This window comes from Fibrobacter sp. UWB4, from assembly GCF_002210345.1.
Classification (GTDB): Bacteria; Fibrobacterota; Fibrobacteria; order Fibrobacterales; family Fibrobacteraceae; genus Fibrobacter.
Window position 1 is genome coordinate 248073 of record NZ_MWQI01000003.1, and the last position, 12443, is coordinate 260515.

Here is a 12443-nt window from a genome sequence, read left to right on the forward strand (position 1 = left end):
ATTGCAATCGTTATTGGATATAGTGGCGTAAAGTCTTGCCTGTTTTGGAGTATTCGATCACGATGACGTGTGCGGCGGGCATTTGGGCGGGCTTGCAGTCGCCGGAGTATAGCGGGCGCCCTTGAATGTCGAAGATGCGGTAGAAACCTGCTTCGGCTTCGGTGGCGTGGTGCACGGGGGAGGCGATACCGATGGTGCCTTCGCTGGAGCTGCTTACGGGTGTCGCACTGGAGCTAGATTCCGTGACGCTCGATGAAGAAACTTCGCTAGAACTGGATTCAGCGACTGTTGAACTGCTAGATTCTGCCGAGCCTTCGACGGTAAACGTCACGTATTCGGACATCCACGTGAGCCCGGAATTGTCCGTCACGACGGCGACTGCGGAATGCGTACCTGCGGCGAGATTCTTGACGGTGACTTGGTATGGTGTCGCTGTTGATGTTCCGACGAGCGTGTTGCCGACATAGAATGCAACGCTTTTCACGGAACCGTCGTTATCTTTAGCGTCGGCTTTTAAGGTCACGCCTGCGCTTGCGGCGATTTTTGCGCCAGCGGCAGGTGCGGTAAGCGTTACGCTTGCGGCCTTGTTGCTCTGGCCGAAGCCCTGGTTGTATTCGGGCATCTTGCCGTATCGTCCGCCGACGCCCGAGAGGTTTGGAATTTCTTTCGGGAGGTCTTCAACGTTTCGCTTTTCAAAGCTGTAGCTCGGGTTGAACGTTTCGGCTTGCGGGATTCCGCTTTTCACGGTGCCGTTGTAGCGGTGCTGTTGCTTGGTGCCTTTCCCGAACGAGACTCCGCTAAAGTAAACGTAGCCATTGTCGCCCCATTCGGCGAGGTAGCCCTGGCCGTTATCGATGTAGCTGTTTTCGTAGCGCACGTAAGCCTTCGCGTTTGCGCTGTGACCGTTTGCGCCTGCGACGAAGAATCGGTTGTAATCGACGTATTGGTTGTACAAATGAACTTGCGAGCCGTTGTTTTCTCCGGTGACTTTCGGAACGCGGCCGTAAGTGTTGTGCCAGTAGTTGTTCGCGTAAGTTAAATGCGCGTCTTCAACGAGTGCCATGTACGGGTCGGTGCCCCAGCAGTTGTAATCGTTGGCGCCGTCAAAATCGAGATAACTGATGGTGGCGTTGTCAACAAATTCCATATCCATGCCATCGGAAATCCATTTGTAGCTGATATGGTCGGCCCAGAACTTGTCTACATGCTTGCTTGCAGTGCCTACGGTTTCAAGGCCGTCGCCTCCTTCGATCAAGTGCGGGTTCACGTCGTAAATGGCGAGGTTGCGGTAAATGTGGTTGCTGGAGCCTTCGTTACTGCGCACGGCGATAGATGCTCCGCGGAGATTTGCGCCACGGCCCATGCCTACGAGGCTCTTGTTCGGCTTCGTGGTAATCCAGTTTTCCCACTTCTGCAAGTTTTCGCTTTCTTGCACAATCTGCACTCCTGCTTCGGTGAGGTCGCTGCAATTGTTCGCTTTGAATGTAATGCGGTAGAAGGTATTGGTTTTCCCCGTCACGCGGTTCTTTTCGGTACAGGTCGTTTTGCACCAAGTGCGGTTTTTGCTTTTTGCCTCGGTAACGGCGTTGCGGAACTGCCTAAAGTCGTAAGTGCCTTCGGGCACGAGAATCGTGACTGCATCGTTGCTCTGTAAGTACTTGCGGATGCTTGCGGAATCGCTTGCGATGACGACCTTGCCTGCGTCGCCGCCTGTCGTTGATGCGCCGAAGCCCTCGGCTTTCACATTGAACGTGAAAAGTAAAACTGCTGTTGGGTCGGATTCGTCACTCGTCCAGATCCATTTGGCTTGCGTATTCGGGGCGAAATTTTCGAGCGCACCGCCACTCGGGAGCTTGTTGCTTGCGTGAGAAAGCGTCGTCGCGCCACCCCATTGCGAGAGGTCACGCCCTTTGTTTTTCCAGGAGTTGTTGCCAACAACGGGCTTGGATTTCCAACCGCTGCCGGAATAGTAAGACTTGTCGAGATCGTCAATTTGCACGAGAACGCCTGGGGTGCCTTTGCCGTTTACGCCCACGACAGAAATTGCGTTTTCGCCGGGCAAGAATGTCATCGGGATGAAGCGTACGCGGCCTGCCTGGTTGTCTTCGGCAAGGAGAGAACCGTTGTGGTAAAGCCTGTAACCGCCATCGGCGACAATCCAGATGCCAGGGCCGTTCCCGGCGTTGTAAGTGGCTGCAATCAGCTGCGAACCGATTTTGTCGCCACCGCCGTAGGCGGCGTCGGACGGGAACGAAACAACTTCTGTTGCTGGAATTGAAGCGGAATCTGCGGCGTGTAATGCAGAAATTCCGAAAATTGAGACAACGCTTGCAAACGCGATGTGGCCAAAACCTTTAACACCCATATTGTTCATCCTCAGTTTTTATATATCTATAATCTAAATCCTGCTGGTAGCTATTCAAAGCGCTTTTCTCCTTAAGACGGATTTCTCGTTGTTTCTGGACAACGCTAAAAGTGAAATCTTCTACTCTTTTATGGCCTGTTTTTCTTACATTTATGGCATGGGCGAAAAGAAACTAGGGAAAAAAATCTTCGAATACCTGGATTACCGGGAATTTTTGAAGGATTACTATAGCGCAAAGAAGGAGGCTAACCCCGCCTTTTCGCTCCGTGTATTTTCTGATAAGATCGGGTTCAAGGCCAAGGATTTCATCAGTCGCGTAATGAACGGCGACAAGAACCTTTCGAGCGCGAGCATCCCGAAGGTCGCGTCTGGACTTCGCTTGGGCAAGCATGAAACGGAATTTTTTGTCGGGCTTGTGAAGTTCAATCAGGCCGAAACGATGGACGAACGCAATGCTGCGTTTGAAGAAATGCAGGCGGCGCTCAAGGTCGTGCGTTTTTCCGAAAAACAGCATATTCTCGGGCATACGCAGTATATGGTGTATTCACATTGGCGGCACCTGATTATCCGCAGCCTTATCGGCATGTTCGGCTTTGACGGCGACTACGAAGCTCTTGCGAAAATGGTCCACCCGCACGTGACGGCGGATGAGGCTAAAAAGTCGGTCAAGTTGCTCGAAGAATGTGAACTCATCAAGAAAGGGGAGGACGGCAAATACGTGCTCTCCGAAAGTGCAATCAGCACGGGTGACCGCACGTCAAAACTTGCGCTGCGCGGTTTCCACCAGCATTGTTTAAAGCTTGCGGCGGATTCTATCGATCGCGACCCGCCGGGCTCGCGTCATGTTTCTGGGCTTACGCTCGGCATCAGCCAGGAGGGCTACGAACGCATCGTGGAACGCATCAACGCCTTCCGCAAAGAAATCGCGCTCATTGCCGAAGAAGATAAAAATAGCGATAAGGTTTTCCAGTTGCAGTTTGCGCTGTTCCCCGTCGGCGGAAAATAAGATTTCTCTCTTTACAATAAAAATCTCGGTGCCTGCATCGGGATTTTTTTGATGTATGGGAGTATCTCCCGTTACAATCAAGTCTAAACAGTGCGTTTTTCTGCAAAAAAAGCGGTCCGGCGCTCGCTTTTATACACCAAAACGTTAATAGCTGAGCGCCGAAACCGCGAAATGTCGGTCAAAACCAAAAGATTATCCCATATACACCCTTGCACGACAATATAGTGCTAAAATACCTTTGTTTGGGAAAATGTTGCCTGTCACTATAATAAATGGTTGTCTATAGACAACGGCTAATGTTTTTCAGTTTTCTTCTTCCTACTGTCTACCGCCTACTAACTACTAATCCCCACTTGACCCCTTTCTTGCGTTTTACTACATTTGTGCCACTTTGAGAATTAATATCGCACAAAAACTTACTGATTCCGAAGACCAACGAGTGGTCTGGTCCCATGCCGACGCTCCTGAAATCTTCGACGAACTGCACCTCAAGGGCGATCTGGTAGCCGAGGTGCTGGTTAGCCCCGAAGGCAACGGCAAGTGCCTTGTGACCGGTACTATCTCTGGAGTGCAAACACTCACTTGTGTCCGCAGCCTGGATCTTTTTGACCGTCCGTTCGAAACCGAGATTGTTGTCGAGGTGGAGCGCGGAGCATGCGCTGCACAGGAACTTCATGACGACGACGATGATGTCTTCGCCTACACGATTCCGCAGACACAGGACTTCGTAGATGTTTCCGAGTGCGTCCGACAGCTGGTGACCCTACAGGAACCCATTGCGCCCGTGAAAAATCCTGACGAAGATTTTATCTTTGTAACAAACAATCAAGCTGGCGATGGTGCCGATGCTGAAAAGCCGCTCGACCCCCGCTGGGAAAAACTCAAAGCTCTTAAGAGCAAAATGGAAAACAGGAGTTAAAAATGGCAGTACCTAAGAGAAAAACTTCGACCGCTCGTCGTGACAAGCGCCGCACCCACTGGAAGATGGAAGTGCCGGCTATGGCTACCTGCGATCATTGCGGTTCCGTGAAGCGTCCGCATCGCGTGTGCCCGGTTTGCGGCTTCTACAACGGTGTGGAAGTTGTTGACATGAAGGGTGCCGAAGCTTAATCTAGGAGGAATCCGTGATCAAAGTTGCACTGGATGCCATGGGTGGCGACTACGCCCCGAGTGTTTGCATTGAAGGCGCCGTTAGCGCAGTCAAGAAAAACCCCAATATTCATGTGGTTCTCTGCGGACCTGAGGCCGAGGTCAAGGCTTCTCTCGAGAAGCTTGGTTACACCGGCAATCAGATTTCCGTAGTTGATGCTCCGGATCCTGTGGCTATGGATGAACATCCTGTCATGGTGGTCAAGAAGAAACAGCATTCTGGCTTGGTGACTTGCGTTGCCTTGCAGAAGAAAGGTCTTGTCGATGCTTCTGTCAGCGCCGGTAACTCTGGTGCTATGATGGCTAGCTGCCTCATGATTCTCGGTAAGTCCTGTGACGAATTCTCCCGTCCGCCTATCGGGGTTGCACTTCCGACAAAGGATCGCCGCATTGTGTTGGTCGATGGCGGTGCAAATGTTGATGAACGCGCTTCTACTCTCGTTGACTTTGCCATTGCAGGTTCTGCATTTGCTGAAGCTTACCTCGGTTACGAAAATCCGAAGGTTGGCCTCTTGAACATGGGCGAAGAAGAACACAAGGGTCCGGCTGTTTTGCAGGAAGCCTACCAGCTCCTCAAGTCTGCCCCGGTCAACTTCATGGGCAACATCGAAGGTCGCGATCTTATCGCAAGCAAGGCCGATGTTGTCGCTTGCTCCGGCTATACGGGTAATGTCGTGCTCAAGCTTCTGGAAGGTTTCTTCGAAATGCACCAGGAAATGTTCGGCACGATCGACACTCCGGCTGGCAAGCGCTTTGCTGAAATGTGGGACTACCGCGCTACGGGTGGCGCTCTGCTGCTCGGTCTCAATGGCATTGGTATCATCGCTCATGGCCGTTCCGATGCTCTTGCAATCGAAAAGGCTGTTGATGCAGCTGCCAAGTATGCCGAAGCTGACGTTGCCAATAAGGTGAACGCTCGCCTCGCTGCAATCAAGTCCGAGGAAGCTCCGAAAGCATAACTTTTGTCTTTAGACTTTAGTTGCAATTAGACGGATCTAGTGAACGCTAGGTCCGTTTTTTTTGTTTAGTCATTGGTCAATGGTCTGTAGTTATTAGTTGATGAGGTGTGGGGTATGAGGGATGGGCTCGGACCTGCGGTCCTACAGACGAGAGAGTAGAGATTTAGCACTGTCATCCTGAGGTGTTCGCCCCGAAGGATCCAGTAAAGGTATAGGCTATGGGCGCGGGGCTATCGCCCCTTTGGGGTATGGGCTATGGGCACGGACCTACGGTCTTTTGATGTATGAGCTATTTAAGGGCTTAGAAGCTTACGTGCATTCCGATACCCGCTTGTGGGTGGAGAACATCTATTGTTGGCGTTATAAATAAATGTGCAGATTGAGTTTTTTTCTTAGGAATGAAACAATAGATACCGTAAATGATTATTGGAATACCGATTAACGCGAGAGGAATTCCAAGTGCCGCCATGTTTGGTTCGTCATCTTGATTGTGGTTTTTATATGCGACAAATGCCACAACACCTACTACAGTTAAAGGAATTCCTGTAGCTAACGCTAGTAAACCATCTTCTTTGTTGTTTTCTTCATTGCTAAATAGATTGTAAATATCATCTGGAGTTATTTGATTGTTGTTTGTATTATTGTTTTCGACTGCAGCGAAGGTATTCCCTAGTAAAAGGAAAATGATTAATAGCAATTGTCTCAAATAAAACAAAATCAGTAACCTCAAAAAAGTCTCGTACAAATTTTAGAAAAAAGAATATTTTCTTGAAAATTGAATGCCCTAATCACTAGCCACTGTCTACTTCCTACTTCTAACTTCCTACTAAGTTCTAAGTTCTCTTAAATTTCCTTCTGAAACTTTTTTATCTTGAGTAACAAATAAATATGCTTTGGACGGACCGTCTGGCACCGGTGGTGTGACGGCCTTTCTAAGCTTAAATCATTTATATTCACCAATGACAGTTAATGTCATACAGGAGGTCAATTTATAATGCCTACGAAGTCTATTGTGACTGGCGCTTCTCGTGGTATCGGTCTTGCCATTGCAAGGGAACTTGCGGCTCGCGGTTCTGATGTTGTGCTTATTTCCCGCGGCGGCTGCCCGGAACAGGCCGAAGCGATTGCCAAGGAATTCGGCGTCAAGACGTTCACGTTCGCATGCGACGTGAGCAACTCCGAATCCGTGAAGGACGCTTTCAAACAAGCTATCGACGCACTGGGTGGCGTGGACTGCCTCGTGAACAACGCTGGCATCACCCGTGACGGCCTCGTACTTCGCATGAAGGACGAAGATTTCGATAATGTTATCGCAACGGACCTCCGCTCGACGTTCCTCTGCACCAGAGCCGTCCTCAGGACGATGATGGGCGCCCGCAAAGGCAGCATCGTGAACATTGCAAGCTTGAACGGTATCAGAACTCAGGCCGGCCAGGCCAACTACGCCGCTGCAAAGGCTGGCGTGATCGGCATGACCAAGTCCAACTCCATGGAATTCGGCTCTCGCGGCATTACCGTGAACGCTGTCGCTCCGGGATTTATCGATACGGACATGACCGCCGCCATGAGCGAAGAGACCCGTGCAAAATATGCCGCCCAGATTCCGCTTGGCCGCCTCGGTCAGCCGGAAGATGTCGCCAAGGCTGTAGCATTTTTAGCATCCGACGATGCCAAATACATTACCGGACAGGTAATTGGTGTCGATGGGGGCTTGAACGCTTAACAACATTTTATTAAATTTGGACAAAACTTTTTCCCATGGAGAAAAAAATGAACGAAGAAATTTTCAAGAAGGTCACGGACGTGATCGTTGCTAAGTTGGAAGTCAAGGCTGAAGATGTCAAGCCCGAATCTGAATTCGGTAATGACCTCGGTGCTGACTCCCTGGACCGTGTTGAACTCGTGATGGCCCTCGAAGACGAATTCGATGTCGAAATCCTCGATTCCGACGCTGAAAAGTTCCAGAAGGTTTCTGACGTTGTTGCTTTCCTCGAAGCACACAAGAAGTAATCTAGTTTTACTTTAGCCCGCATCTGTTGGGCAAAGAAAGAGCTTTGGGTCCCCGGTTCCGCCGGGGATTCTTTTTTTAGTCGTTAGTTATTAGTCAGTAGTCATTAGTAGTTAGTCATTAGTCAGTAGTTGATCGTTCTTAGTTGTTGCTAATGACCAGTAACCAAATACTACATTTCATCTAGCATTTTAAACTATTAAGGAGATTCTGTTGGAAGATCAAAACCTGCTCCACAAGATTCTAAAACTCTGGTTTCGCCAGAAGTCCGGTGACGGGCTTGAGGCTAAGCTTGGGTACAGATTCCGCGATCCAGAACTGCTGGCTCATGCACTCGTCCACCGTTCGTTCCTCGTCGGGAAAGACGTCCCGTACGCAAGCAACAACGAGCGCCTGGAGTTCCTCGGCGATTCCGTCCTCAACATGCTTACGACGGAATATTTATACAGGACGTATCCGAGCGATCCGGAGGGCGAACTCTCCAAGCGCAAGAGCGCGATTGTCTCGGGGCATGCCTGCGCCCAGTCGTCCAAGGAATGGGACTTGAGCGAATACGTGAAAATCGGAAAATCCGAAGCCAAGATGGGCGGTCGCGGCAAGGAAAGCATTCTCGCTGATGCCTATGAAGCTGTGCTTGGTGCCGTCTATCTCGACGGCGGCCTCGAAGAGGTCCGTGCCATTTTGAATAAGTTCCATTTCCCGCGCGTACAGGAAATCATCAGTGCGACCGACTTCGTGAACTACAAGAGCGAACTTCTGGAATTTTGCCAGGGCAAGTTGCGCTGCTCTCCGGAGTACGTGATTGTTGGCGAAGAAGGCCCGGAACACCAGAAGGTGTTTACGGTCGAAGTGGTCGTGAACGGCAAATCATATGCCCGCGGTCAAGGCCCGAACAAGAAGAAGGCCGAACAGGAAGCTTCCCGCTTGTCGCTTGAAACGCTCAAGGCAGAAGCCGCCGAAGCCGAAGCAAAAAAAGCAGCAGCACCCAAAGTCAAACAACCCGCACACCATATCGGATTGCCGTGATTAAAGTAGGAAGTAGACAGTAGGCGGTAGGATGTGGTTCGTATGTAGAGCCTGCGTTGTCACGCATGCTTCCGAGCCTATGTTGTCATGCCCGCCACTGAGCGGGCATCTCCTTTTTATCTATCTTATCCTGCATGAAAACTTTCTCCCTCCGCTCTTTACTTGCCGTTCCGATGGCGGCTGCTCTTGCTTTTGCTCTTGTTGCCTGCAATGAATCCGGCGATTCCAAATCCAGCCAATCTTCGAAAAAAGGCACCGTCGTTTCTGAAGCCGATTGCCCGATTCTCCCGATTGATTCTACCGCGACCGGCGAGTTCGACCCGATTGCCTCCAAGGATGCCCGCGCCTGCGGTTCCATCACGCTTTGGGGTTCCGCCATGCCGAAGTCTTTCAACATGTGGGAAGACTATAACAGCTTCTCTGCCGAACTCATGAACATGATGTTCGAACCGCTCGTGAGCCTGCATACCACTGAAGATCGTGAAGTCGGTATCCTCGCCGACAAGTGGGAAGTCTCCGAAGACGGCAGAACGTTCACATTCCATGTGGACCCGCGCGCGAAGTGGAGCGACGGCAAGTCGATTACCGCCGAAGATGTGCAGTTCTACTACGATGTCATCATGGACGAGAAAAACCTCACGCCGATTTTCAAGGTGGGCCTGAGCCGCTTTGAACGCCCGGAAGTCGTCGATAGCTTGACGGTCCGCATGACCGCGAAGGAATCGCATTGGGGCAACTTCTGGGAAGCCGCCGGCATGCTCGCATTCCCGAAGCACGTGTGGGGAGGCAAGGACTTCAACAAGATTCGTTACGAATTCCCGGTGGTCTCTGGCCCGTACATCATCAAGACGTTCCGTGAGGATCGCTTTGTCGAACTCCAGCGCCGTAGCGACTGGTGGGGCTTCAAGAAAAATTGGAACCACGGCAAGTACAACTTCCAGAAAATCCGCTACCGCTTCATGAACGACCAGACGAAGGCGCTCGAAGCGTTCAAGAAGCAGGACTTCAACGCTTACGCCATTTACACGAGCAGCATCTGGATGAAACAGACCGATTTTGATGCTGTCAAGAAGGGCTGGGCTGTCAAGCAGCGCATCTACAACAAGGAACCGATTGGCTTCCAGGGCATGGCAATCAACCTCCGCAAGCCGCAGTTCCAGGATGTCCGCGTCCGTCGCGCACTTTCGTACCTCTTGAACCGTGAAGCGATGAACGAAAAGTACATGTACGGCCAGTACTTCCTCCTCAATAGCTACTATCCGGATCTCTGGGCGAATAACCAGAACCCGACAGCACCTGTCTACAGCTACAATCCCGAAAAGGCTCGTGCGCTCTTTGCTGAAGCGGGCTACAAGGTGAATGGGGAAGGCGTTCTCGAGAAAGACGGCAAGCCGTTTGCCATCAACTTCATCACGAGCCAGGAGGACTTGCGTCACCTCACGCTTTTCCAGGAAGACTTGAAGAAGGTCGGCGTCGTGGCGACCATCGAACAGATGAGCCAGAGCACGCTCCGCAAGCGCTTGGACGATGCCGACTTTGACCTTTACTGGGTGAACTGGGGCGCTGGCCGCCTCCGCGACCCGGAAGCAAGCTGGATCTCTACGACCGCTATGCAGAAAGGAACGAACAATCTCTCCGGCGTTCAAGACCCCATTGTCGATAGCCTCATCAATTTGCAGAAGACGGAATTTGACCTCGCAAAGCGCAACGAAATCCTCAAGGCGCTTGACAACCGCCTTGCCGAAATCGTCCCGTACGTGCTCATGTGGCAATGCGACCACCACCGTATCCTCTACTGGAACCGTTACGGCACCCCCGAAAAGATTCTCGACCAGTTCAACCGCGAAGATGCAATTCCCGTTTACTGGTGGGTCGATCCGGTCAAGTCCGCAGCGCTTGACAAGGCGATGAAATCCGGTGAATCGCTCCCGATTCCGCCGTTCGATATCCGCTAACCCGCGCGCATCTCGTTGCCGCATCCCGTCATCCTGAGCGCGTTCGCGCACAGTTCCTACAGCGTTTGTCATGCCCGCCACTGCGCGGGCATCTCCATCTCGTCAGTCTCGAAACGCAAAAGTCCCGGCATAGCCGGGACTTTTCACATACATATTGGTAGTGTACCTTTAAAATTATTTATTTGAAGCTTGCGTTGAACGAAGCAGACAATGTAATCGGCGTTTTTGTATTGTCATCGCATGTGGCGGCGAGATAGTCGTCACCCAAGGTGAACGAAGCGCTTACGTCAAAGGAGAACATCTGGTTGATTTTGATGTTGGCGCCTACATACGGAGATACGCCGACATCGCCGCTGGTCTCGCCGTCCTTGTGCCCGTTAGCCTGCGGGTTGGTCAAGATTATATTCATTGTTGCGCCGAAGTACGGGGTTACAACCGGAGAAACATTGGGGTCCAGTTCTGCATTGAGGCTCAAAACCATCGGCGGCTTCTTGTGGTTGCTGCCTTCGGTAATGATAGTGAGTCCTACTTCAGATCCGAGAGCTACGGCTCCAAAGTCCTTGGAGTACTGTCCGCCAAAGTAGAAGCTAAAACCGTCATCGTTGATGGCGTCCTTGCCGGTCGGAAAAGTTACATCGAGGAATGCGGCTACAGTCGAGATGATCTGGTAACGTCCGCCAAAAGTCAGGTTCTTCATGCCTTCCTTGTCGGCGTCATGGCCTTCCCAACGGGTGACGACTGTAAAGGGAAGTTTCAAGTACAGTTCTAGGTTCTGGACAGGGACAAAGCGACCTTTTGCTGAAAGACCGAGGTCTTTCCAGTCGCCTTGCATCGTGAAGTCCGAGACGATTTTGACTTCGCCGCTTTGTGCGGCAGGGACTGGGAAGTTGCTGAAAGTTGCGAAGCTAGATGTAGCGAGTACAGCTGCACCCATAAGAATTTTTCTTAACATAACATCTCCATACATGAGTTTTGCGGCAAATATAATTAAAAACTATAGGGAAAAATGATGTTATGTAAAATAAAAGAAACCAGCCGAAAAATCGACTGGTTTTAAAGTGAAATTGACCGGGAAAAATTAGAACTTGAATTCCATATCAAGCGCAAATCCGAGGGCGTCGCCTTCCATGGGGACCTCGCGGAAGCCTTCGTTGTTTTTACGGTGGTTCAGGTCCTGGCTACGAAGGATAATTTGACCGTTGAGCGCAATGTTCTTGTTGAGTTCAAAGTTTGCACCAACCCAGAATTTCCACTGGTCAGACCAGTCGTCGCGCAAGTCCTTGTCGTGGTCTTCGGATTCAAAAATGCGCAGCCAGAACTGAGTGCCGACTAAAAGAGTCAATGGCGCCGAAGGAAGCTTGTAGTCGAATTCTGCGCCCAGGTGCAGTTCAAGACCTCTTTCCAGGTCGTGATGCTCGAATCCCCAGAAAATACCTGCTTCAGTACCGTAGGAGGCTCCCTTTATCGCGTCGATGGCCTTGTTGTGCTGGGCGCCAAAGTAAAGGAATATTTCGCCTTGGCTTGGAGGAGTCGTTCCATCGTTTCTTTCGCGTCCAATGGGGAGATTGAAGTCAAGGAAGAAGTATAGTTCCGGATCTAAGGCGTAGCGCGCTCCGATGATCAAGTCGCGAAGCCCATAGCCGCCTTCAGCGCAGGCGTCGCATTCAGTTTCGCCCCAGAACTGGAAACCGAAACTCTGGATGGAAAGTTCGACCTTTGGTGCTATGTTCATTCGTGCACCGACTTTGAGACCCATTTGAGACCAGTCGTCATCCATGTCGTAATAAAGCCCGGCCTTGACGGATCCCTGGTTCCCGTCTAGGAGGCTAAAGTAATCCCACGTTGCAAAGCTGGATGTGGCAATCGCAGCTGCCAAGAGAATGACCTTTTTTATCATTTTTGCTCCTATGAAATGCTTGAATGGCTGTTTTCAATTTAGCAATAGAAATCGAAGCTTGCAAATGATGTATATGAG

General features: G+C 51.0%; 12 protein-coding genes. 8 read left to right on the forward strand and 4 right to left on the reverse strand.

All coding sequences use genetic code 11. The annotated features are described in order from the left end of the window. Positions 1–10: 10 nt before the first annotated feature. Positions 11–2365 carry an Ig-like domain-containing protein gene (locus tag B7990_RS07745; protein ID WP_088640499.1) on the reverse strand — a complete coding sequence of 785 codons (2355 nt, stop codon included), beginning with the start codon at positions 2363–2365 and terminating at the stop codon, positions 11–13. A 130-nt stretch (positions 2366–2495) separates the two neighbouring features. Between B7990_RS07745 and B7990_RS07750 the strand changes: the two genes are divergently transcribed. The 4 genes from B7990_RS07750 (at position 2496) to plsX (ending at position 5479) form a co-directional block, all read left to right on the forward strand. Continuing rightward, positions 2496–3371 carry a TIGR02147 family protein gene (locus B7990_RS07750; protein WP_254917393.1) on the forward strand — a complete coding sequence of 292 codons (876 nt, stop codon included), beginning with the start codon at positions 2496–2498 and terminating at the stop codon, positions 3369–3371. A gap of 391 nt (positions 3372–3762) precedes the next feature. Further along, the gene (locus tag B7990_RS07755) at positions 3763–4290 is read left to right on the forward strand and encodes a DUF177 domain-containing protein (RefSeq protein ID WP_014546668.1); all 528 of its coding nucleotides are present in this window, start codon (positions 3763–3765) and stop codon (positions 4288–4290) included. A 2-nt stretch (positions 4291–4292) separates the two neighbouring features. Next, positions 4293–4481: a 50S ribosomal protein L32 gene (gene rpmF / locus B7990_RS07760; RefSeq protein WP_014546669.1), complete on the forward strand. Its 189-nt coding sequence runs from the start codon at positions 4293–4295 to the stop codon at positions 4479–4481. 14 nt (positions 4482–4495) lie between these two features. Continuing rightward, positions 4496–5479 (forward strand): phosphate acyltransferase PlsX, encoded by a 984-nt coding sequence (gene plsX, locus B7990_RS07765; RefSeq protein ID WP_088640417.1) that lies wholly within the window; start codon positions 4496–4498, stop codon positions 5477–5479. Between the two features lie 301 nt (positions 5480–5780). Here plsX and B7990_RS07770 read toward each other — a convergent pair whose 3' ends face one another. After that, the gene (locus B7990_RS07770; protein ID WP_141099237.1) at positions 5781–6209 is read right to left on the reverse strand and encodes a hypothetical protein; all 429 of its coding nucleotides are present in this window, start codon (positions 6207–6209) and stop codon (positions 5781–5783) included. A 264-nt stretch (positions 6210–6473) separates the two neighbouring features. Between B7990_RS07770 and fabG the strand changes: the two genes are divergently transcribed. The 4 genes from fabG (at position 6474) to B7990_RS07790 (ending at position 10468) form a co-directional block, all read left to right on the forward strand. Next, on the forward strand, positions 6474–7202 hold the full coding sequence (gene fabG / locus B7990_RS07775; protein WP_085491094.1) for a 3-oxoacyl-[acyl-carrier-protein] reductase: 729 nt from the start codon (positions 6474–6476) through the stop codon (positions 7200–7202). Between the two features lie 47 nt (positions 7203–7249). Then, positions 7250–7489, forward strand: coding sequence for an acyl carrier protein (gene acpP, locus B7990_RS07780; RefSeq protein WP_014546672.1), 240 nt, complete (start codon positions 7250–7252; stop codon positions 7487–7489). A gap of 211 nt (positions 7490–7700) precedes the next feature. Continuing rightward, a complete protein-coding gene (gene rnc, locus B7990_RS07785; RefSeq protein ID WP_088640419.1) occupies positions 7701–8513 on the forward strand; it encodes a ribonuclease III in 813 nt (270 codons plus the stop codon). Between the two features lie 134 nt (positions 8514–8647). Then, entirely contained in the window at positions 8648–10468 is a 1821-nt protein-coding gene (locus B7990_RS07790) for an extracellular solute-binding protein (protein WP_088640420.1), read from the forward strand. 178 nt (positions 10469–10646) lie between these two features. Here B7990_RS07790 and B7990_RS07795 read toward each other — a convergent pair whose 3' ends face one another. Then, complete coding sequence (locus B7990_RS07795; RefSeq protein ID WP_088640421.1) at positions 10647–11420, reverse strand: hypothetical protein; 774 nt, start codon at positions 11418–11420, stop codon at positions 10647–10649. Between the two features lie 126 nt (positions 11421–11546). Next, positions 11547–12365 carry a hypothetical protein gene (locus B7990_RS07800; RefSeq protein WP_088640422.1) on the reverse strand — a complete coding sequence of 273 codons (819 nt, stop codon included), beginning with the start codon at positions 12363–12365 and terminating at the stop codon, positions 11547–11549. Between the last annotated feature and the right edge of the window lie 78 nt (positions 12366–12443).

Bases quoted from the DNA above. Each gene is read 5' to 3' on its own strand.
- rpmF (WP_014546669.1), top strand. From the start codon at position 4,293: ATGGCAGTACCTAAGAGAAAAACTTCGACCGCTCGTCGTGACAAGCGC.
- B7990_RS07745 (WP_088640499.1), bottom strand. From the start codon at position 2,365: ATGGGTGTTAAAGGTTTTGGCCACATCGCGTTTGCAAGCGTTGTCTCA.
- B7990_RS07795 (WP_088640421.1), bottom strand. From the start codon at position 11,420: ATGTTAAGAAAAATTCTTATGGGTGCAGCTGTACTCGCTACATCTAGC.
- acpP (WP_014546672.1), top strand. From the start codon at position 7,250: ATGAACGAAGAAATTTTCAAGAAGGTCACGGACGTGATCGTTGCTAAG.
- B7990_RS07790 (WP_088640420.1), top strand. From the start codon at position 8,648: ATGAAAACTTTCTCCCTCCGCTCTTTACTTGCCGTTCCGATGGCGGCT.
- B7990_RS07750 (WP_254917393.1), top strand. From the start codon at position 2,496: ATGGCCTGTTTTTCTTACATTTATGGCATGGGCGAAAAGAAACTAGGG.
- B7990_RS07800 (WP_088640422.1), bottom strand. From the start codon at position 12,365: ATGATAAAAAAGGTCATTCTCTTGGCAGCTGCGATTGCCACATCCAGC.
- fabG (WP_085491094.1), top strand. From the start codon at position 6,474: ATGCCTACGAAGTCTATTGTGACTGGCGCTTCTCGTGGTATCGGTCTT.